At 62.9% G+C, this 21,201-nt stretch carries 21 protein-coding genes; 9 read left to right on the forward strand and 12 right to left on the reverse strand.

The window, feature by feature from the left end:
- Nucleotides 1-107: 107 nt before the first annotated feature.
- A complete protein-coding gene (locus Q9451_RS18750; RefSeq protein WP_345960703.1) occupies nucleotides 108-1,856 on the forward strand; it encodes a BCCT family transporter in 1,749 nt (582 codons plus the stop codon).
- A gap of 85 nt (nucleotides 1,857-1,941) precedes the next feature.
- On the opposite strand, the gene Q9451_RS18755 is transcribed toward Q9451_RS18750, so the two are convergent.
- Nucleotides 1,942-2,421 (reverse strand): VOC family protein, encoded by a 480-nt coding sequence (locus Q9451_RS18755; RefSeq protein WP_012271934.1) that lies wholly within the window; start codon nucleotides 2,419-2,421, stop codon nucleotides 1,942-1,944.
- Between the two features lie 131 nt (nucleotides 2,422-2,552).
- Nucleotides 2,553-3,896, reverse strand: coding sequence for an OprD family porin (locus Q9451_RS18760; RefSeq protein WP_012271933.1), 1,344 nt, complete (start codon nucleotides 3,894-3,896; stop codon nucleotides 2,553-2,555).
- Nucleotides 3,897-4,166: 270 nt separating this feature from the next.
- Between Q9451_RS18760 and Q9451_RS18765 the strand changes: the two genes are divergently transcribed.
- On the forward strand, nucleotides 4,167-4,817 hold the full coding sequence (locus tag Q9451_RS18765; RefSeq protein WP_012271932.1) for a TIGR04211 family SH3 domain-containing protein: 651 nt from the start codon (nucleotides 4,167-4,169) through the stop codon (nucleotides 4,815-4,817).
- 61 nt (nucleotides 4,818-4,878) lie between these two features.
- On the opposite strand, the gene Q9451_RS18770 is transcribed toward Q9451_RS18765, so the two are convergent.
- On the reverse strand, nucleotides 4,879-5,151 hold the full coding sequence (locus Q9451_RS18770) for a hypothetical protein (protein WP_012271931.1): 273 nt from the start codon (nucleotides 5,149-5,151) through the stop codon (nucleotides 4,879-4,881).
- Nucleotides 5,152-5,245: 94 nt separating this feature from the next.
- Nucleotides 5,246-6,166, reverse strand: a complete 921-nt coding sequence (locus tag Q9451_RS18775) for a LysR family transcriptional regulator (RefSeq protein ID WP_012271930.1) — start codon at nucleotides 6,164-6,166, stop codon at nucleotides 5,246-5,248.
- A 124-nt stretch (nucleotides 6,167-6,290) separates the two neighbouring features.
- Here Q9451_RS18775 and Q9451_RS18780 point away from each other — a divergent pair, with 124 nt between their 5' ends.
- Together Q9451_RS18780 and Q9451_RS18785 are read left to right on the forward strand one after the other, a co-directional pair.
- Nucleotides 6,291-7,025: an SDR family oxidoreductase gene (locus Q9451_RS18780; RefSeq protein WP_012271929.1), complete on the forward strand. Its 735-nt coding sequence runs from the start codon at nucleotides 6,291-6,293 to the stop codon at nucleotides 7,023-7,025.
- Between the two features lie 18 nt (nucleotides 7,026-7,043).
- Entirely contained in the window at nucleotides 7,044-7,250 is a 207-nt protein-coding gene (locus Q9451_RS18785) for a 4-oxalocrotonate tautomerase family protein (protein ID WP_012271928.1), read from the forward strand.
- 23 nt (nucleotides 7,251-7,273) lie between these two features.
- On the opposite strand, the gene Q9451_RS18790 is transcribed toward Q9451_RS18785, so the two are convergent.
- Entirely contained in the window at nucleotides 7,274-8,155 is an 882-nt protein-coding gene (locus Q9451_RS18790) for a LysR family transcriptional regulator (RefSeq protein WP_012271927.1), read from the reverse strand.
- 107 nt (nucleotides 8,156-8,262) lie between these two features.
- Here Q9451_RS18790 and argC point away from each other — a divergent pair, with 107 nt between their 5' ends.
- Nucleotides 8,263-9,204, forward strand: a complete 942-nt coding sequence (gene argC / locus Q9451_RS18795) for an N-acetyl-gamma-glutamyl-phosphate reductase (protein ID WP_012271926.1) — start codon at nucleotides 8,263-8,265, stop codon at nucleotides 9,202-9,204.
- Nucleotides 9,205-9,284: 80 nt separating this feature from the next.
- Complete coding sequence (locus Q9451_RS18800) at nucleotides 9,285-9,971, forward strand: GNAT family N-acetyltransferase (protein ID WP_012271925.1); 687 nt, start codon at nucleotides 9,285-9,287, stop codon at nucleotides 9,969-9,971.
- 48 nt (nucleotides 9,972-10,019) lie between these two features.
- On the opposite strand, the gene Q9451_RS18805 is transcribed toward Q9451_RS18800, so the two are convergent.
- The 5 genes from Q9451_RS18805 to Q9451_RS18825 all read right to left on the reverse strand — a co-directional run bounded on the left by Q9451_RS18805 (nucleotide 10,020) and on the right by Q9451_RS18825 (nucleotide 14,509).
- The gene (locus Q9451_RS18805) at nucleotides 10,020-10,775 is read right to left on the reverse strand and encodes an ABC transporter permease (RefSeq protein WP_012271924.1); all 756 of its coding nucleotides are present in this window, start codon (nucleotides 10,773-10,775) and stop codon (nucleotides 10,020-10,022) included.
- Nucleotides 10,775-11,980, reverse strand: a complete 1,206-nt coding sequence (locus Q9451_RS18810; protein ID WP_012271923.1) for an ABC transporter substrate-binding protein — start codon at nucleotides 11,978-11,980, stop codon at nucleotides 10,775-10,777. The genes Q9451_RS18805 and Q9451_RS18810 overlap by 1 nt, the downstream gene beginning before the upstream one ends.
- Entirely contained in the window at nucleotides 11,967-12,788 is an 822-nt protein-coding gene (locus tag Q9451_RS18815) for an ABC transporter ATP-binding protein (RefSeq protein WP_345960704.1), read from the reverse strand. The genes Q9451_RS18810 and Q9451_RS18815 overlap by 14 nt, the downstream gene beginning before the upstream one ends.
- A complete protein-coding gene (locus Q9451_RS18820) occupies nucleotides 12,785-13,849 on the reverse strand; it encodes an acyl-CoA dehydrogenase family protein (RefSeq protein ID WP_012271921.1) in 1,065 nt (354 codons plus the stop codon). The genes Q9451_RS18815 and Q9451_RS18820 overlap by 4 nt, the downstream gene beginning before the upstream one ends.
- A 99-nt stretch (nucleotides 13,850-13,948) precedes the next feature.
- Complete coding sequence (locus Q9451_RS18825; RefSeq protein ID WP_041166474.1) at nucleotides 13,949-14,509, reverse strand: carboxymuconolactone decarboxylase family protein; 561 nt, start codon at nucleotides 14,507-14,509, stop codon at nucleotides 13,949-13,951.
- Nucleotides 14,510-14,611: 102 nt separating this feature from the next.
- Between Q9451_RS18825 and Q9451_RS18830 the strand changes: the two genes are divergently transcribed.
- Nucleotides 14,612-15,523, forward strand: coding sequence for an AraC family transcriptional regulator (locus Q9451_RS18830; RefSeq protein WP_012271919.1), 912 nt, complete (start codon nucleotides 14,612-14,614; stop codon nucleotides 15,521-15,523).
- 25 nt (nucleotides 15,524-15,548) lie between these two features.
- Here the strand turns inward: Q9451_RS18830 and Q9451_RS18835 are convergent, their stop codons facing one another.
- Nucleotides 15,549-16,088 (reverse strand): Rrf2 family transcriptional regulator, encoded by a 540-nt coding sequence (locus tag Q9451_RS18835; protein WP_012271918.1) that lies wholly within the window; start codon nucleotides 16,086-16,088, stop codon nucleotides 15,549-15,551.
- A 117-nt stretch (nucleotides 16,089-16,205) separates the two neighbouring features.
- Entirely contained in the window at nucleotides 16,206-17,585 is a 1,380-nt protein-coding gene (locus Q9451_RS18840) for an NAD(P)/FAD-dependent oxidoreductase (RefSeq protein WP_012271917.1), read from the reverse strand.
- Between the two features lie 512 nt (nucleotides 17,586-18,097).
- Between Q9451_RS18840 and Q9451_RS18845 the strand changes: the two genes are divergently transcribed.
- Both Q9451_RS18845 and Q9451_RS18850 read left to right on the forward strand, forming a co-directional pair.
- On the forward strand, nucleotides 18,098-19,294 hold the full coding sequence (locus Q9451_RS18845) for an NAD(P)/FAD-dependent oxidoreductase (RefSeq protein ID WP_012271916.1): 1,197 nt from the start codon (nucleotides 18,098-18,100) through the stop codon (nucleotides 19,292-19,294).
- 231 nt (nucleotides 19,295-19,525) lie between these two features.
- Nucleotides 19,526-21,151, forward strand: a complete 1,626-nt coding sequence (locus Q9451_RS18850) for a methyl-accepting chemotaxis protein (RefSeq protein ID WP_012271915.1) — start codon at nucleotides 19,526-19,528, stop codon at nucleotides 21,149-21,151.
- Nucleotides 21,152-21,201 lie beyond the last annotated feature (50 nt).

Genomic DNA, 21,201 nt, shown 5'->3' on the forward strand with positions numbered 1-21,201 from the left:
GATAATCGCGCCAGCACTCCACCCCGCCGAAGCCTTCATCGCGCTCGGTAGCCCACACAACAACAAGCCTGCATACGCAGGTAAACCACAAAGGGGCCTCATCATTCATGGCAAAGGAACACATCACAGAAACACTCGATCTTGGCGTGACAGACCCCTCGAAAACCGCAGAAGCCCGCCAGGACCGACATTTCGAGGGCAAACTCGACTGGATCGTCTTTGGCTTCACCAGCCTCCTGGCCATCGCATTCGTGCTCTGGGGCTTCCTCAACCAGACCAGCCTGGCCAGCAGCGCCTCCAGCGCGCAATCCTGGGTCATTCTCAATTTTGGCTGGTTCTTCGTGCTCACTTCCACCCTGTTCGTGGTGTTCGTGCTGTGGCTGGCCGCCAGCCGCTACGGCAGAATTCCGTTGGGCCGTGATGGCGAACAGCCGGAGTTCCGCACGGTGTCCTGGGTAGCAATGATGTTCAGCGCAGGCATGGGTATCGGCCTGATGTTCTTCGGCGTGGCCGAGCCACTGTCGCACTACGTATCGCCGCCGCCCGGTTCGGCCAGCGGGCAGACCAGCGAAGCGATGCAGGTGGCGATGGCCACCACCCTGTTCCACTGGACCCTGCACCCCTGGGCCATGTACGCCATCGTCGGCCTGGTGATCGCCTACGGCACCTTCCGCCGTGGCCGCTCGCAGTTGATTTCCGCAGCCTTCCGGCCGCTGATCGGCAAGCACGCCAACGGCCCACTCGGCCGCCTGATCGACATGATGGCGATTTTCGCCACGCTGTTCGGCTCGGCCGCCTCGCTGGGCCTGGGTGCGCTGCAGATTGCCGGCGGCCTGGAATACAACGGCTGGATCGAAAGCCCCGGCAAGCTGTTCTACATCTCGATCATTACCCTGCTGACCATTGCCTTCGTCACCTCGGCGGTGTCGGGCATCGGCAAGGGCATCCAGTGGCTTTCCAACACCAACATGGTGCTGGCGCTGGTGCTGGCGGTGTTCGTGTTCATGGTCGGGCCAACCCTGTTGATGCTCAACCTGCTGCCGACATCGCTCGGCATCTACATCAAGATGCTCCCGGAAATGATGGCCCGCACCAACGCCAGTGGCGGCGAGCAGATGAACAACTGGCTGGCCGGCTGGACCGTGTTCTACTGGGCCTGGTGGATTTCCTGGACGCCATTCGTGGGCATGTTCATCGCCCGCATCAGCCGCGGCCGCACCATCCGCCAGTTCGTTACAGGGGTGCTGCTGGTGCCGAGCCTGGTCAGCCTGGTGTGGTTCACCATCTTCGGCGGCGCCGCCATCGATGCCGTGCGCGAGGGTGCCCTCCAATTGGCCAACGGTACGGTCAACAGCAACCACGCGTTGTACCAACTGCTGGACAGCTACCCGCTGGCCTCGGCGACTTCGGTGCTGGTGATGATCCTGGTAGGCATTTTCTTCGTCTCGGGAGCCGATGCAGCCTCGCTGGTGATGGGCACGCTATCGGAACACGGCACCACCGCGCCATCACGGCGCACGGTAATTTTCTGGGGCGCGCTGACCGGGACGGTGGCGGCGATCATGCTGGCGATTGGCGACCCGCGTGACCCCGGCGAGGCACTGACCGGGCTGCAGAACCTGACCATCGTCGTCGCCTTGCCGTTCGTGATGGTGATGGTACTGCTGTGCCTGGCGCTTTACCGCGACCTGCGCAAGGACCCGATGATGCTGCGTCACCTGCGCGGCAACGAACTGATCGAAAAAGCCGTGCTGTATGGTGCGGTAAAGCATGGTGAGGAATTTTACATTGTGGTGCAGGAAAAGAAGGCTTCGACAAAGCCGGTAACGGCAGCGAACGAAGTTTCCCAAACCTGACCCTGCAAGGCTGGGCGGTACCCTGTCGAAACGGCCTTGTGTCACCTAAAGGGGCTGCGAGGCGGGGACTTAAGCAGAACCTGCCTCAACCCTTCAATGCCGCCTCTATCTTGGCCACATCGATCTTGCCCATCTGCATCATGGCCTCGAACGCCCGCTTGGCCGCCGCACGGTCGGGGTGGCCGATGGCTTCGATGAGGACACGTGGGGTAATCTGCCACGAAATCCCCCATTTGTCCTTGCACCAACCACACACGCTGGCCTCGCCACCGTTGCCGACAATGGCATCCCACAAACGGTCGGTCTCGGCTTGGTCCGCGGTGCTGACCTGGAACGAAAACGCCTCGCAGTGCTTGAAGGTCGAACCACCGTTGAGCCCGACGCAAGGAATGCCCATTACCGTGAACTCCACGGTAATCACATCGCCCTGCTTGCCTGAAGGGTAATCGCCGGGTGCCTGGTGCACCGCGACCACCTGGCTATCGGGGAAGGTTCGGGCATAGAAGTTCGCCGCGTCTTCGGCATCGTGGTCATACCACAGGCAGACGGTATTCTTGGCAGTCATGGTCCTGGCTCCCTGAAAGGGTGTGAACCCATGAGTCTAGCTGCAACTTATAGCCCGAAAAAAAAGCGCTCCATGCGGAGCGCCAAAATATTCACCCAAACCAAAGGAGCAACAAGGCTGCCAAGGTGAATTCACAGGATCGACAGCGGGTATTCCACGATCAGCCGTACTTCGTCCAGGTCCGACTCGAAGGCCGTGGCCCGGGTGGTGGCCTGGCGCACGCGCAATGACAGGTCCTTGGCTGCGCCGGTCTGCACCACGTACTTGACCTCGATGTCACGTTCCCAGCGCTTCTGGTCGGTCAGTGGGTTGCCGTCGCCGTCGCGGCGCATGTAGGTGGCGTTGGCATTGGAGTAGTCGGCGTCTGTGCCCTTGCCGTAGCGCGTCATGAACGACAGGCCAGGCACGCCATAGGCGGCCATGTTCAGGTCGTAACGCAGCATCCACGAGCGCTCCTTGGGCGAGTTGAAGTCGCTGTACTGGATAGAGTTGTCGAGGAAGATCGAGTCGGACTGGCGCAGGTAGTCGAAGTCATCGTCGCCGTTGTTGCGCTGGTGAGTCAGCGCCAGGGTGTGAGCGCCAAGGCGCACGCCGACCTTGGCGCTCCAGATGTCATTGTCGAAGGCACCCAGGCGCCGCTGCCCTTCATCAACCGCCTTGTAATAGTTGAAACCGCCAAGCAGGGCCAGCTCATCGCTCAACGGCCAGCTCAGGCTGGTGCCGGCGTAGTACTGGTTCCACACATCCTTGAGCCGGCTGCTGAACAGGCTGACGCTGACATGGTCATTGAGCGTGTAGTCACCACCGCCATAGGCAATCCACGGCGAATCGACCGGGCCGCCGTAGAAGGTCACGAAGTTTTCCCGCAGGTCGCTGGACATTGGCTGGCTCATGGCGTGCAAACGCCCGGCCTGCAAGGTCAGGTCCTTGATGCTGGTGTTCTCCAGGGTCACGCCACGGAAGCTTTCCGGCAGTAGCCGCGAGTCGCCTGCCGCCACCACCGGGTTGGCCGGGAACACATCGCCTACCTTCAGGACCGTGTCGAACAGGCGCACCTTGGCCGCGCCACCTACCTTGGTGTATTCGTCACGGGCCTGGCCATCACGGTCAACGGGCATTACATCGAAAGAGCTACGCCCGCCGTTGCGACCGCCGCCGGTGTCGAGCTTGAGGCCAAGCATGGCGAACGCATCCAGGCCAACACCGACAGTACCCTGGGTGAAGCCCGACTCGAAGCGGGTAATCACAGCGTGAGCCCAGGCTTCGGAGTAGCCATTGTCAGGTTGCTTGTTGGGGTTGTGCATGGGGGCGGCGGAATCGCGGTTGTCGCGGTTGAAGTAGAAATTGCGGTTGAGCACGCTGAGGGTACTGCCCTCGATAAAGCCTTCAGCGCTTTCTTCTGCCGCCATGGCCTGGTTGCCAACGCTGGCCAGTGCCAGGCAAGCCGCCAGTTTCAGGGGTGATCTGCAGGTCATCCGATGCTCCTTGAACGTCGCATTTGTTGTTATGTCGGCGGGCCGAGATTGACGGCCGGCAGATAACGCCAAGGTGATCGGCGCATTACAATTGCGTCATCGACAAGGCAATGCCCTGGGTCGGGCCTTGCAACATCCTGCAGACATTTCCGACGTCAGGTAGTGAACCTGCTTACAAAAAAACGGTCTTTGGCTGACGGTCAACTCACCGACCGGTTCATCGGCCCAGTCACCGGGCCTACTTTTGTCCTGTTTCAGCGAAGACCCAACATGCCCGATTCCCGCCCAATTGCTTCCGTCCTCCCTGCCCTGCGCGGCGGCCTGATTGCCGCCCTGGTGACCCTTGCCGCACCGGTGCACGCCGAAGAGCCTGCCAGCGATGCACGCTGGGTCAGCGACAGCCTGAGCACCTACGTGCGCAGCGGCCCGACGGATGGCCACCGCATCGTCGGAACGCTCAAGTCCGGGCAAAAACTCACCCTGATCGGCAGCCAGGGCAACTACAGCCAGGTGCGCGGGCAGAACGGCGATGTGGTGTGGATTCTCAGCAACGACCTGCAGGCGGTTCCTGGACAGAACGAACGCCTGCCGATGCTCGATGCCCAGGTCGTGGAACTGACCGGGCAGCTGAAGACCATCGACGACAGCTGGAAAAACCGCGTGCAGGGCATGCAGGAAACGCTCGATTCGCGCAAACAGCTGATCGACGAACTGGAGGCGCGCAACAAGGCGCTGAACGAGCAGCTGGACCAAAGCCAGTCGGAGCTGCGCGATACCCAGGCGCGCCTGGGGGATGAGAACAAGCAGGTGATGATGCGCTACATGGTGTATGGCGGCAGCATTGCTGGTGCGGGTTTGCTGGCGGGGTTGATCCTGCCGGCGCTGACCCGGGGACGCAAGAAGAACGATCGCTGGTTCTGACGGTGGGGCCATCCTGCACGGGCCTCTTCGCGGGTTTACCCGCGAAGAGGCCCGTACGAGCTTATTTGCTACGAGCCTTGTTATAGATGGTCTTGGCTTGGTCCGCAGAGGCCTGACATTGAGCCATGTCACCCTTGCTCTGAGCATCTTTGGCATTTTGCAGATGAACTTTGAAGTCATGGGCCATGCCGCCATGCATCGCCTGACCACTGGCTTTATGGAAATCCTCCAGTTCCTTGATCTTGGCCGCACAGTTGCTTGCTGGGTCTGCGTGTGCGGCAAAAGCGAGGACGGAGGTAATCACCAGCAAGGGTATGCATTTCATGGATTTCATGGAGCGTTCTCCTGGAAAACCGTAAGGTTCGTCGAGGCCTATTCGGCTCGGCGCAGCCAAAAGCATAGTCGGCCCATGCCTGCACCGCACCACGTCAGCTCAGCGGTTGCCCGGCCTCGGCGAACAGGAAATCGATGAACACCCGCACCCGCAATGGCATGTGCCGTGCCTGCGGGTAGATCAACATGAAGGGCCGAGAGGTGCCGCCAAACGCCGTCAGCACCTCGACCAGTTCGCCGCTGACCAATGCGTCTTGCACAGTAAAGCGATAAGCCTGCATCAGCCCGCCGCCGTGGCGCACCAGCGTGGCCGTGGCTAGAAAGTCGCCCAGGCAGGTGAGCGCCCCCTGCGTTTCCACTTCCACCTGACGACCATCCTGGCGAAAGGTCCACGGCGGGCGGCGGCCACTGCTGGGCATTTCAAACTGGATGCACTCGTGGTGCTGCAAGTCGTGTGGCACCTGCGGCATGCCGGCACCGGCCAGGTAGCCCGGGGTGGCCACCACCACCAGCTCGGCATCCTCAAGCCGACGCGCCACCAGCCGTGAGTCGGCCGGTTCGCGGCCACGAATGGCCAGGTCGAAGGGTTCCTCGGCAAAATCGACGTTGCGGTTGCTGACATGCACGTCCACCCGCACCTGCGGGTAGCGCTGGCGAAAGCGCGGCAGCAGCGGCAGTAACCGATGATGGGCATAGGGCGTGGGCGCACTGATGCGCAGTAAGCCACTGGGCTCGATCTGCCCACCCGTTACCTGGCGTTCGGCTTCGACCAGTTGCCCTAGCGCCTGTCGGCATTGCAGGTAATAGGCATGGCCCGCTGCGGACAGGCGCATTTGCCGCGTGGTACGGACGAACAACCGTGCCCCCAGGCGCTCCTCCAGACGCGCCACGTTGCGGCTGACCGCCGCCGGCGTGACGCCGGCCAGTGCGGCTGCGGCAGTGAAGCTGCCACTGTCGGCGGCCAGGCAGAACAGCTCAAGGCTACCCAGTTGCAAGTCATCGAAATGGCGGGGCATGGCGGCTCAATTAATTACATGGTGTATCGATTGAAATGCCTCGCGCCTTATTTTTCAAGCATCGGTAGCCAATTACAGTGAGTCCACATCGAGCCGATGGCTCAATTCACTGGAGACCAAGCACATGAACAAGCCACGTACCGTCATCATCACTGGGGCCTCCAGCGGCCTGGGTTTTGCCCTGGCCGAGGCCTTCCTGGAACGCGGCGACAACGTCGTCGGCAATGCCCGCAGCGAGGCACGCCTGGAGCAGGCCGCCGCTCGCCTCGGCAACTCTTCGCGGTTTATTGGCGTAGCGGGTGACATCGCCGAACCGGCCACGGCGCAACGCTTGTTCGCCAAGGCCGCTCACACCTTTGGCGGTGTGGACATCCTGATCAACAACGCCGGCATTTTCATTGCCAAACGGTTTGCCGAATACACTGCAATGGATGTGGACGCGTTGGTCGGCACCAACCTCAAAGGCTTTTTCTACCCAGCCCAGGAAGCAGCGCGGATCATGACCCAGCAAGGGCATGGGCAGATCATCGCCATCACGGCCTCCATCGCCCTGCAGCCGGATACCCGCGTACCAGCCCTGCTGCCGGTGTTGGTAAAAGGCGGCCTGAACCAGGCGGTCAAAGGCCTGGCGCTGGAACTGGCGGCCAGCGGCGTGCAGGTGAATGCCGTGGCGCCGGGGATCATCGAGACCCCCCTGCATGGCGACAATGTTCAGGGGATGGGCGCACTGTCGCCAAGCGGCCGTACCGGTTCGCCCCAGGACGTGGTGGACGCGGTGTTGTACCTGGCCGATTCACGCTTCGTCAGCGGCGTCATCCTGCCGGTGGATGGCGGCAGTACCGCCGGCACATGGCATTGACCCGAGGAGCAAGCAACCATGCCTTATGTCCATATTCGCGTAACCGATGAAGGGGTGAGCGCTGAGCACAAGCGCCAGTTGATCGAACAGACGACCCGTATGCTGCAGGAGGTGCTGGGGAAGCCGCCTGCCAGCACCTTTGTGGTGATCGAGGAGGTGCCAACCGATAACTGGGGTGTCGGTGGCGAGACCGTGACCGCAGTCCGGGCGCGAGAGCGGCGTTGAGGCCTGGGGCCGCCGAGCGGCCCCTATTGCCGTAACCGCTCCAACGCTTGCAGCACATACCCCGTGGCCCGCTCTGCCTGCCCCGCCCGGCAAGCAATGCCCAACTGCCGCCACAACCCCGGCCGCAATGGCCGGCGAGCAATACGCCGGTCCAGCTCGGCCGCCTCCCCCTCCTGCGGCAACAGCGTCGCCCCGTAGCCGGCGCCGACCAGGCTCTTGATCGCATCGTTGTAGTTCAGCTCGATGCGCGGCGTGGGGTACAACCCCGCTGTCGCGAACCATTCCCCGGTCACCCGTGACAGCTGGGTAGTGCTGTCGTTGAGAATCAATGCCCGCTGCGCCAGCCAGCCCGGCGTGACCCTGGCCGGTGGCTGCCAGTCGGCCGGCACATAGGCAAGAATCGGGTCGCGCCGCCAGGGGGTGACCATCAGCCCTTTGCCGGCCACCTGCGGCAAGGCCACCAGGCCGATATCCAGCGTGCCTTCACGCAGGCGCGTGAGCGAGGCCTGTGAGGTCAGCACCTGTACCTGCACGTCGATCCCGGGGTGCTCCATGCGCAGCCGCGCCAAGGCTTGTGGCAGCAAATGGGCGATGGCGCCGGTAGAAGCGCCCAGGCGCACCCGCCCAGTCAACCCCTCGACCTGCCGGCGTACTTCGTCCAGCGCCAGGTCGGCGTCCGCCAACAGGCGGCGGGCACGTAGCAGCAGTGTTTCGCCGATGGCCGTGGGCCGCACCTGACCACGGGTGCGGGTAAGCAACGGGGCCCCCACTCGCGCCTCCAGTTCAGCCACGTGCAGGCTGATGGTGGGCGGCGCCAGGTTGAGCTGGCGGGCGGCCTCGGCAAATGAACCCAGGTCGGTGATGACCACCAACGTGCGGAGGCGGTCGAGGCTGATTTCGCGCATGGTCGGATCAATTCAGAAAAAATGAACATATCGATCATCATATTCAAATTTTCATTAGCAAAGCCACAGGCGAGCATAGGCCATCCTTCCCCAACCGGACCCCGACCATGCACACCCCTGTTGTCTTCATCGATGGCGACCAAGGCACCACCGGCCTGCAAATTCATGCCCGCCTGCAGGGCCGTGGCGACCTGCGCCTGCTGACCCTGCCCGAGGCCGAGCGCAAAGACCCGCAACGCCGCCGCGAGGCGATCAACAGCGCCGACATCGCGCTGCTGTGCCTGCCCGACGATGCTGCACGTGAGGCCGTGGCAGCAATCAGCAACCCTCACGTGCGGGTGATCGACGCCAGCTCCGCGCACCGCATCACGCCAGGCTGGGTGTATGGCCTGCCGGAACTTGACGAGCAACAAGCCGAGCGTATCGCGAACAGCAAGCGGGTCAGCAACCCAGGTTGCTACCCCACGGGTGCCATCGCCTTGCTACGGCCGCTGGTCAAGGCTGGCCTGTTGCCTGCAGATTACCCACTGAACATCCATGCCATCTCCGGCTACTCCGGCGGCGGGCGCACTGCGGTGGAGCGGCATGAACAACCCGGCGCGGGCAAAGCCCCGGCCTTGCAGTTGTATGGCCTGGAACTGGCGCACAAGCACGTGCCGGAAATCCAGCAGCATGCCGGGCTGTCGGCGCGGCCGATGTTCATGCCCGGTTACGGCGCCTACCGCCAAGGTATCGTGCTGAGCATTCCACTGCAGCTGCGCCTGTTGCCTGGGCAGGTCAACGCCGAACAGTTGCAGGCCTGCCTGGAGCAGCATTACCAGGGTGCCCGCCACGTCCAGATGATGCCCTTGCACCAGCACGGCGCTGCGGCAAACCTCGACCCCGAGGCATTGAACGACAGCAACAACCTGCGCCTGGCGCTGTACGCCAACCCCGAGCATGGCCAGGTCCTGCTCACCGCCGTGTTCGACAACCTGGGTAAAGGCGCCTCGGGTGCTGCGGTGCAAAACCTCGACCTGATGCTCGGTGCATTACAGGCACAAGGCTGATACGGCAAAACCGGTTAGACTGTACAACCCGCGCCAACACAGCGCGGGCTGTAATCTCACCCGCCGGAGCCTGCCCCCCGATGTTCATCCTGAGCCGCCTCGACAGCGTGCCGCCCGAATCTTTCCAGAACCAGATCCGCGAGCTGGTAATCCACAATGTCGGCGAACTGAGCAGTGTCGCCATCACTGCCGACAACCCGCTGTACCCGCTATACCAGTACGGCGTCGGCATGGAAGTGCACCAGTACCTGCAAGCACTGGACGGCAACCGTGGCCTGGCCGTTGCGCTCACCCTGGCGCTGGATGCCGAAGCACCGGACCAGTTGCTGGGCTTTGCCCTGTCTCTGCCAGCCGAGGACGACCAGCAGGCCTGTGCACTGGCATTCCTGGCCGTGCGCCCCAGCCACCGCCGCCAGGGCATCGCCCGCGCCTTGCTGGACGACTTGCGAGCTCGCCATGCCTGTGTAGAACTGAATGCCTTCGCCAGCCAGGTGCCGTGGTTCGAGGCCATGGGTATGCAGGCGGTGGCCGCCAATGGTCCGCAAGTGCTGATGAGTAGCACCGGGCAAGCCAGCGGCGCATTGATAGGGCGATTGGACATTGCGCCGATTTATCAGACGGCTGAAGTGCTGCAGATTCATACCTACCTGCTTAACCAGCAGGGTGAGGATGCGATGATCGAAGCGGAGCAGATGCGCGATGAGCGGCTGGATGAATTGGCCGCTCAAGCCCAGGAATGTGTGCGGCAGCGCAAGACCGTGCATTGAGCGTAGGGCTTCATCGCGGGCATGCCCGCGAGAAGCCCCATTGCCCCGTCAACCGTGTACCCAGCGTCGATGCAGCCCACGCGCCAGGGCATCCAACACAAACCCCAGCACGCCAATCAGCAGCACCATCGCCATCAGCTCGGAGTACGCCAGCCGGTCGCGGGTATCGAGAATGAAATACCCAAGCCCCGCACTCACGCCCAGCATTTCGCACGGTACCAGCACGATCCACAGAATACCGATGGCCAGACGCACCCCGGTCAGCACATGGCCGATCACCCCCGGCACGATCACCTTGCACAAGGTCTCCCAACGCGTGGCGCTCAAGCTGCGGCTCAGTTGCAGCCAGCGTGCGTCCAGTTGCCGTACCCCTGCCGCGGTGTTCAGCAAGATCGGCCACAACGCGGCAAACGCCAGCAGGAAGTAGATCGGCTGGTCACCCACGCCCATCAGCATCACCACCACCGGCATCCACGACAATGGCGAGATCATGCGCAAAAACTGGAACGCCGGCGTGGTCGCCGCCTCCAGGTGCCGGTAGCTGCCAACCAGCAAGCCCAACGGTACCCCTATCAGCAGCGCCAGCAGCAGCCCGACCAGGATACGCTTGAGGCTGACCCAGATATGCCCGTAGACCTCGCCCTGCCCCAACAGCTCGACCAGACTGGCCAAGGTAGCCGCCGGTGAAAAGCGCGCCGACAGGCCGTCGGCCTGGCCGAACATGGCAACACCGGCCCACCACAACAGCAACAAGGCCAACAACCCGGCCAGCCCAAGGCCGGCATGTACGACATGGGTGCGCATCAGACCGCGAACTCCTCGCTACGCTCGAAGTTGTCGGCAATGCCGAACACCGACGGGCCGCCGACTGCAGCGATGGCATTGCGCACGAAGCGATCGTCGACCAGGTCGCGGGCGGTCTGCGCCGGGTCCAGCCCGGCCAGAAAGCCGTTGTCGCCTTCGATCAGGGTGGTTTTCAGGCGCTTGACCAGCTCTTCGGTGTAGCTCGGGAACGGGTATGGCTGGAAGTCGATGCGTTTTTCGTCCCACTGCTGATGGCGAATGGCGCCACTGGCAATATAGCCTGCACGGTCCTCGGCGGCAGGCGCCAGAACCTTGGCCAACACCGCAGGCTCGTGCGGGGTGTACTTGTTGGGGCCGGCCTTGGACAGCAAGGCCGCGGCCTCGGCGCGGTGGTCGCGGGTCCAGTGCTGGGCCTTGACGATGGCGTTGACCACCTTCTGCGACCACTCTGGACGGTTGTTCAGGTCATGTTCGTGCATGAACACCACGCAGCAGGCGTGATTGCGCCACACATCGCCGGTAAAGCGCTGCACGCGGCCAACCTTGAGGTTTTCGGCCAGGGCATTGAACGGCTCGGCAACGATGTAGCCGGCGATGCGCTTGCTGGCCAGCGCCGGTGGCATGTCGGACGGCGGCAGCACCAGCAGGTTGACTTCGTTGGCAGCTAGCTGCGCATTGGCCGGCTTCGACACCGGCGACAGACCATTGTCGTTGAGCATCTGCTGCAGTACCACGTTGTGGATCGAATACCAGAACGGAATCGCCACGGTCTTGCCACCGAGCTGTTTCATGTCGGTGATATCGGGCGCCACGGTCAGCCCCGAACCGCCCACATGGTTCCAGGCCACCACTTTGGCCGGCACTTTGCTGCCATAGCGCGCCCATACGGTCATCGGCGACAACAGGTGGATGACGTTGACCTGACCCGAGATGAACGCCTCGATCACCTGCGCCCAACTGCGCAGCAGCACCGGGCGCTCGGCCTTGATGCCTTCGGCCTCGAACAGCCCGTTGTTATGCGCCACCAGCAGTGGCGTGGCGTCGGTGATCGGCAGATAGCCGATGCGCACCGGTGCGTCCGGCTCGGCGGCGGCGCGGGCCTGCAAGCTCGACAGCAACGGCAGCGCACCGGCGGCGGTAAGCATGGCTCCGAGTTTGAGAAAATCACGACGCGAAGAAGTGGAACAGCAGTCATCCATGCACATGGACAGCCTCCGAGGGCAACGGGGTTGAGGTAGGTTCGACTGTGCGGCTTGCCCGCCGAAGGGTTTTGAGAATTTCGATGCGCAAGGCGCCCAGTTCTTCGATCCGCTGCGCGCGCGGTTGCGCCAGGTCGATGTGCCATTGGCCGAGGATGTGCGCTGGGTGGTTGCCCAGTAGCAGAACCCGGTCGGACAGCAGCAAGGCTTCGTCGATATCGTGGGTAATCAGCACCGCCGCCGTGTTGTGTGTAGCGATCAGTTGCAGCAGCAGTTGCTGCATGTCGGCCCGGGTCACTTCGTCCAGCGCGCCGAACGGCTCGTCGAGCAGCAGTACTTCAGGCTGGCGGGCCAGACAGCGGGCCAGCGCGGTACGCTGGGCCATGCCGCCAGACAGCTGCGCCGGGTACTGGCCACGGGCATGCTCAAGGCCGACAGCGGCAATCGCATGATCGATGCGTGCACGCCGCTCGGCAGCAGCCAGTTTGGGCTGGCGGGCGAAGTCCAGGCCAAAGGCAACGTTCTTCTCCAGGCTAAGCCAAGGCAGCAGGCTCGGGTCCTGAAAAGCCACCGCCAGACGCGGGTGCGGCCCCTGCAGCGGCTGACCGTGCAGGCTCACGCGACCGCCACGGAGCTGCTGCAAGCCTGCCAGCACCCGCAGCAGGCTCGACTTGCCGACGCCGCTGGGGCCAAGGATGCTCACGACTTCGCCCGGCGCCAGCTGCAGGTCGAACTGCGCCAGCACTTCCTGCCAGCCACCTTCGCGTGGGTAGCCCAGGCTGATGTCACGGGCCTCGAGCAACACTGCGCTCATGCGGCGCCCGCCTGGCGTTGCAGTTCGGCGCGCAGTTGCACCAAGCTGGGGGTGACGATCGGCACGAAGGCCGACTCACGCCAGCGACGGGCAAAGCCTTCGCCATACTCGCTGAGATAAGCCTTGCCACCACTGGCCTGCAACTCCAACTGCACGGCGTCGGCGGCACATTCAGCCAAGGTGATGCGCAGCTTGAACAAGGCCGCTGGGTGTTGCTGGAAGCGGCCTTCGAGCAGGCCCTGCTTGAGCTCGCTGACGGTATTTTCCAGGCGCTCGCTGAGCACCTGACGGGCTTCGTCGAGGAACGAGGTGCGCCCATGCAAGTGCGCCAGAACCTCTTCCAACGCCCGTCGCGCCAGGCCGATGGCCATGCCGCACTGCAGCGCCAGGAACGCCGGGCGTACCCGTGGCAAGAATTCGCGGGCATTTTCATGCAGCAGCCAATCACGCGCCAGCGGCACCTGGTGAAACGCCAGTGCTGCCGTGTTGCTCGACTGCAGCCCCATCAGTTGCAGGTCGTCAGAGCGCTCCAGGCCCTGGGCATTGGAAGGAATCGCCAGGACGAACGGCGCGCCACCGGCTTCATCTTCGATGGCCGCCGCCACCACGAAGCCGCTCTTGCGCAGGTTGGTCACCCAATGCAGGCGCCCTTCCAGCTGCCAGCCATCGGCTGCCGGGCGGCTACGCACCTGCAGCGCTTCGATGCCGGACAGAAACTTCATGGCGTTGGACAGCCCGGTGGCACCGGCCAGTTCGCCCGTCAACAAGCCCGGCAGCAGGCGCTCGCGCAGGGCGTGGTTGGGGCTGTGCAACAGGTATTCGATGAAGGCGCGCTGGCCCCAGCAGACGAACGCCGCCGCCAACGATCGGCTGGCAATAGCGGCGATTGCCTCGACAGCGTCGGTCACCCGCCCGCCCGTGCCACCCTGCGCCGGGTCGACACCTATGCGCAGCAACTGCGACTCGGCAATCTGCGCCAGCACCTGTTGCGGTTCGCACAGGCCCCGGTCGATGGCCTCGGCATTGGCATCCAGCCATTGTCGAAATGCACAATCTTGCATGGTCTTGCTCCTTTTGGAACGCCGGGGCCGCTTGGCGGCCCATTCGCGGCACAAGGCCGCTCCTACAGCGACCGCGCCTGGGTCGCTATCACACGTGGGCTATGCAGTTGGCTGCCAGCGGTACTTGCCAAGCTCGTCGTTGAGCGGGGTCTGGGCGAAAACATTAGCAAAGTTGCACAGGGTTGCGAGACTTACGCCAAGAATCACTTCCAGGGCGTTGCCTTCACTGAAGCCAGCTTCACGGAAGGCCTGGTAGGTGGCTTCGCCGACGTTGCCGCGGGTAGCGATCACTTCACGGGCGAAGGCAGCCAGGGTTTCGTATCGGGCATCGGGCAGTTCACCACGGGCACGCAGGGCATCCACTACCTCCTGCGGCAGCTTGGCCTTGTTCAGCGCCACAGCCGTATGGCCAGCCACGCAGAAATCACAACCATGCACAGTGGCGGCAATCAACTGCACCACTTCGCGCTCGGCCAGGCTCAAGTCGGATTTACCATTGAGTGCCGAGACGGTCACGTAGGTTTCCAGCGCCGCCGGGGCGTTGGCCAGCACGCCGAGCAGGTTGGGGATGAAGCCAGAATTCTTCTGGGCGTTTTCGAGAAATGGACGCGCCGCTTCCGGGGCGCTCTGCAGCGTGTGTAAAGTAATGCGCGAGGACATGGAGTGGTCTCCTTTGATGGGGGTCACTACAGTCTGTTGGTTATAAGAATTACCCTCCATATTCATCAGTCGCCTTTCCTTGCTCCTGAGTCTTTGCATTAGATGATTTCGTCCAGCCACCTTGTCGATTGGTTATTAGAAAGCCTGGAGCTCGATGCCAGCCTGTTTCATGTGGGCCGCTACTGTGGCGGCTGGCATGCCAGCACCCAGGGCATGGGCCGCGCCAGCTTCCATCTGGTGGTGCAGGGGCACTGCTGGTTGCACATCGATGGCCAACCGCAACCGGTGCGGCTGGAAAAAGGCGACGCGGTGTTCCTGTTGCGCGACCTGGCCTATCGCTTGTCCAGCGACCAGGACCCGGTAGACGCCTGCGCCCAACCGCGCCAGGCCATGCAGGCGCTGGACAGCGAGGCCAGCGACGGCGTTGGGCTGGTCTGCGGCTTCTTCCATTTTCAGTCGGGCCTGACTTCGTTGATTGTCGAGGGCCTGGCTGACTGGATCTTGCTGCGCGCCGAAGACCCCGCTGGCAGCGCAGCGCGGGCGCTGTTCGGGCTGATTCTGGAAGAATGCCGGCGTGCCGCAGGCCCGTCGCAGGTAATGCTTGAGCGGCTGACGCACCTGTTGTTCCTGTACGTGCTGCGCCAGCAGGTAAATGCCGAGCAGTCACTGGGCGGGCTGATCGCCCTCGCCCGCCAGCCGGCATTTGCCGGGCTGCTGGAACAGTTGGTCGCGCAACCGGGGCAAGCCTGGACGCTGGAGAGCATGGCCGCCTGCACGGGTTTGTCGCGGTCGGCGTTTTTCAAGCGGTTCAGCGAACTGGCCGGGCAGTCGCCGGGGCAAGTACTGTTGGCGCTGCGCATGCGCCATGCCAGCCAGTTGCTGCGGGCAGGAAATACTGTTGAACAAGTGGGTGCGCAGGTGGGGTATCAGTCGGTGGCAGCGTTTACCCGCGCGTTTGCCAAAGCGGTGGGGGTGCAGCCGGGGGCGTACCGGCGCCAGCATGAAGGGCGCTGAAAGCGTTACTGCTGTAGCGGCCCATTCAGACTTGGCTGACCGGTATGTCCCCGCCTCCTTTACCTTCCCGCCGCTCACCCATCCAGCTATTGACCTGTTGACCGAACTCGGCCGGGGCCTTGCGCCCGAACCGTCGCGCCAAGTCCAGTATGGTCTGTTGCGCCAAGGCCTCTTCCATACGCTTCTGTGCCCCCAGCATCACCGCATGAATCGCACAGGTGCCTTCAGTCGCCCACCCCGGTGCAGCACCGTCGAACAGCGTGCAGCGTTCGCGGATTTCGCGACAGTCGAAGATCTTCTTCGGCCCATCGATGGCATTGACGATGTCCAGCACGGTGATTTCGTCCGAAGGCCGGGCCAGGTGGAAGCCGCCGCGCACACCTTCGGTGGCAACCACCAGCTTGGCGCGTGCCAGCTTGGTGAAGACCTTGGCCAGGTACTCCTGGGGCACACCTTGCAACTCCGCCAGATCGCGCACGCTGGACTCGCGCGAATCACCACGCTCGTCCACCAGGAACAACAGGCAATGGATGCCGTATTCGACGCCAGCACTGTAAAGCGACATTTCAATCTCCGACCAACTTTGTCGCAAATAATACGCGGGTAACGCCAGCACCGCAAAGCGGTCCTCTGCCTTGAAGTGCTGGAGCGCCAACCGCATCGCGCTGCAAAAGGCTGGCGTCTACCCGCGCAAAGCCTTCACTTCGCCTTTCTTGCCGTCCGTCTCGCGCAGGTATTCCTGCAGCGAGTCATCCATCGCCTGCATCCAGCGGGTATGGTGGGGCACTGCTTTGGTGCCGGTGAGCACCGAGCGGTACGATTTGTCCCGGTAGCCCATGATGTCGTGCTTCTTGTCCTGCTTCCATTGCAGGAAGATGCGGTTGACCGCATCGATATCGAAGCGTGGGTAATCGGTCTGCTCGATCAGGTGCTTGATGTATCGGCCCTGGAACTCGTACATCGAAGCTGTGGTTTCCAGCCCCTCTTCGTCCTCGCGCCAGCGCTGGCTGTCGGCTTGCATGCCGGCCCTGGACGGTAGCTTGATGCGGCCCATCATGTAGTCACGGGCAAACCATGCCTGTGCGTCGAACAGGTTGAAGCTGTACCAGAGGTCTTGCATGCCCAGGTACAGCAACTGCGGGTTCTGCTCCCATACCACACCCTGGTACAGGCCCGCAGGCCACAGGCGGTTGTTGGTCTTGAGGGTCAGCTCATCCGGCAGGAACGGGAAGTGATGCTGGTAGCCCGTGCACAGGATGATCGCATCCACGCGCTTGCTCGAACCATCTGCGAAGAACGCCAGGTCGTTTTCGACCCGTACCAGTTGCGGGCGCTCTTCCCACCCCTTGGGCCATTTGTAGCCCATCGGCTGGGTACGGTAGGCCGTGGTGATCGAACGCGCGCCGTACTTGTAGCACTGCGAACCGATGTCTTCGGCGGAGTAGCTGCTGCCGACAATGAGCAGATCCTGCCCCTTGAATTCCACCGCTTCGCGAAAATCGTGGGCGTGCAGGATACGCCCGGTGAAACGCTCGAAGCCTTCGAACTCCGGCACGTGCGGCGTGGAGAAGTGCCCACTGGCCACCACCACGAAATCGAACACCTGCTCGATACCAACCCCTACGCTGTAGTCATGGGCGCTTACGGTGAACTCGCGCGTGCGCTCATTGAAACTGACGTTCTTCACCACTGTATTGAAGCGAATGTAATCGCGCACCCCGGCCTTCTTCACGCGGCCCTGAATGTAGTCCCACAGCACCTCACGCGGTGGGTACGAGGAAATCGGCCGCCCGAAGTGTTCATCGAAGCTGTAGTCGGCGAACTCCAGGCACTCCTTGGGGCCGTTGGACCACAAGTAGCGGTACATGCTGCCGTGCACCGGCTCGCCATGCTGGTCGAGACCGGTGCGCCAGGTGTAGTTCCACATACCGCCCCAGTCGGCTTGTTTCTCGAAGCAGACGATTTCCGGCATGGGTGCGCCCTGGGCATGGGCAGACTGGAACGCACGCAGTTGTGCAAGGCCGGACGGGCCGGCACCGATGATTGCTACACGAAGAGTCATAGTGATTCCTGAACAGTTGAACGCTGAAAAAAATGCAAAGGCTCCCCAACCCCGAACGGCAAAAAGCCGGGGGTAACGGAGTTCAGGCGTTACGGTGCAGGCGGAGGGACGGGGCGTTTGCGCATCTGGTGGAGCAGGATGTTGGCGGGAGGAATCGACAACACGTGAAACAGGCTTGAAAGCGGGGAAAGGATCATGGGGGTGGGCCCGTATCCATCAGCGCAGGGCGCAAAATGGGGGCCTGAGGGGCGCAAGATACGTGTGTTCTCGTACATGGGGGCTGCAATGGCCTCTTTTCTTTGTGGTTTCCTTTTTATCTATAACGGATGGGGCTGGGTATATCAAGGTTTGTGGCCCTGCTGTGCCACACCCGCAATCACCCCTGCCGAGCATTCGGCAGGGGCGACTGCGGTTTGGAAACGCTTGCACAAACAAACTACGACCACTATAGTCGGAGTTATTGATGCAACACGACTCACGGGGCGAATCCCCCTTTTCCAGCGGAGCACAGCATGAAATCGAACATCCTCATCATCGGTGCCGGCTTTGCCGGTGTCTGGAGCGCCCTGAGCGCAGCACGCCTGCTCGACCAGGCGCAACGCGACGACCTGAGCATCAGCGTGCTGGCCCCGCAAGCGGAACTGCGCATTCGCCCGCGCTTTTACGAGGCCAACGCGCACACCTTGAAAGCCCCCGTGGGTGAACTGTTCGAGGCCGTTGGCGTGCGCTTCATTACCGGTAACGCCGAAGCCATCGACGCCGATGCACGCAACGTCAGCTACACCGACAGCCACGGCCAGCGCCAGCAGATCAGCTACGACCGCCTAATCCTTGCCGCTGGCAGCCAGGTTGCACGCCCAGCAGTCCCAGGCCTTGCCGAACATACCTTCGACGTCGACCAGATGGAGTCGGCCGTGCGCCTGGAGCAACACCTGGCGGGCCTGGCCGCCCTGCCCGCTTCGCCTGCACGCAATACCGTGGTGGTCTGCGGTGGTGGCTTCACCGGTATCGAAACGGCCACCGAAATGCCTGCGCGGCTGCGCGCCATCCTCGGTAACGATGTACGGGTGCTGCTGGTAGACCGTGGTGTCAGTGTCGGCGCGGCGCTGGGCGCGGGCATCAAGCCATCGATCGTTGCGGCCTCGCAGTTGGCCGGCGTCGAATGGCTGACCGGCACCTCGGTGGTGGCCGTGGATGCAGGCGGGGTCACCCTCGACAACGGCGACTACATCGCCAGCAACACCGTGATCTGGACCGTCGGCGTCAAGGCCAGCCCGCTGACCGCACAGGTTGCCGGCGAGCGCGACAACTTCGGCCGGCTCAAGGTCGACGATCACCTCAAGGTGATTGGCCAGCAGCACATCTATGCCACCGGGGATACCGCCTGGGCTGCCGTGGATGAAATCGGTAACCACGCGCTGATGACCTGCCAGCACGCCATCCCCATGGGCCGCCACAGTGGCAACAACGCCATGGCCGACCTGCTTGGGGTGACGCCCGTGGTGTACCGCCAGCCCAAGTACGTTACCTGCCTGGACCTGGGTGAATGGGGCGCGGCATACAGCGAAGGCTGGGAGCGCGAATTGAAACTGCAGGGCCAAGAAGGCAAGGACCTCAAGCGCCAGATCAACTCGGTGTGGATCTACCCGCCGGCAGCTGACCGCGCCCTGGCCCTGGCCGCCGCCGACCCGATGATCGCGATCGTTTGACGGAAAAACCTGACAAAGCCGTCAAAATACGACGGTTTTGTCAATTATTTCGTTACATTGAATGACTGTTCAACAATGATGGCCATATGGCATCATTCAAATCAAAAAGTATGCAAGAGGGTGAGGCACACAACACAATCCGCAGCGCATCAAGAGCCTGGCGCCTTACCGGTGTTCCGGCTTTTCCGTCCAAGCTCCTGAGGCCTGCACGCCACCGTCAAGGAGCATTCCATGCAGTTACGGAATATGAAGATCGGCATTCGCGCTGCCAGCGTATTCGCCCTGTTGGGCATCCTGGTCCTGTTCATGGGCCTTATCGCACTCTACGAAACCCGCCAGATGGACACGGCTACCGACGAGATCCGGGTCACCTGGATGCCCGCCGTGGTGGCGTTGGGTGACATCAGCAGCAACCTCGGGCGCGCTCGCGCCGTCACCCTGCGCGCCGCGCTGGACGACAACCCCGACGAACGCACACGCAACCTGCAGCTGCTCGATGGCATCAATGCCGAGCTCAAGGATGGGTTGAAAGCCTACGCCGATACCATCATCGCGGCCGACGACCGTGCCCTGTTCAACACGTTCAACGACGCCTACCAGCAGTATTTCGACCTGCAAGTGAGGGTGCTGCAGGACATTGCTGCTGGCCGCATGAGCGAGGCCAAGCAGCAGATCGGCGGCCCACTCACGCAGCGCGCCGACGGCATGATGAAGGCCTTGACCGCGTTGATCGCCTACAACAGCAAGGGTGCCGAAGATGCCTCGCAGCGCAGCAGCGATGTGGCCGACGAGGCATTCACTGCCATCATCGTCTCGTTGCTGGTGATCATGCTTGCGCTCGCCGCCATTGCCACCGTGCTCACCCGCAGTATCGTTGTGCCGCTGGCCGATGCCGTGGCTGTCGCCGAGCGTGTGGCCACCGGCGACCTCACCCGGGAAATTCGCGTGATCGGCCAGGACGAGCCAGCCTTGCTGCTGCGCGCCTTGGGCCGTATGCAAGACAGCCTTCGCGACACCCTGCGCAAGATCGCGGCTTCGTCCGACCAACTGGCCTCGGCCTCGGAAGAGCTGCACACGGTCACTGAGGACACCAGCCGTGGCCTGCACCAGCAGAGCGCAGAAATCGACCAGGCGGCGACGGCCGTCAACCAGATGACTGCAGCGGTCGAGGAAGTGGCGAACAATGCGGTCAGCACCGCCGACGCCTCGAAAGGCGCCGACCAGACTACCCGCGACGGCCGCGACCGGGTCAACCAGGCACTGGCGTCCATCCAGCACCTGGTGGCTGACGTGACCGGTACCTCGGCCGAGATCGAACAGCTGGCCACCAATGCCAACGAAATCAGCCGCGTGCTGGATGTGATTGGTGCGATTGCCGGGCAGACCAACTTGCTGGCGTTGAACGCCGCCATCGAAGCGGCTCGCGCTGGTGAGGCAGGCCGTGGCTTTGCCGTGGTGGCCGACGAGGTCCGCGCCCTCGCCCACCGCACCCAGCAGTCGACGGCAGAGATCGAGCAAATGATTGCCGGTATCCAGAACGGTACCGAACGCGCGGTGACGGCGATGCACAGCAGCCAGGGGCGTGCCACCGGCACGTTGGAGGTGGCGCAAGGCGCCGGGCTGGCGTTGGAAGTGATTGCCGAGGCGATTGCGTCGATCAACCAGCGCAACCTGGTGATTGCCAGTGCTTCGGAGGAGCAGGCACAGGTGGCGCGGGAGGTGGACCGTAACCTGGTGAACATTCGCGACCTGGCGATGCAGACGTCGGCAGGGGCGAACCAGACCAGTGCGGCGGCACAGGATTTGTCGCGGTTGGCGGTGGATCTGAACGGCATGGTGGCGCAGTTCAAGGTCTGATCTGAAACCGCCGGGGCCGCGTTGCGGCCCCGGTTACAGCAACGACGCTC

It is taken from the genome of Pseudomonas sp. NY8896, from assembly GCF_039634505.1.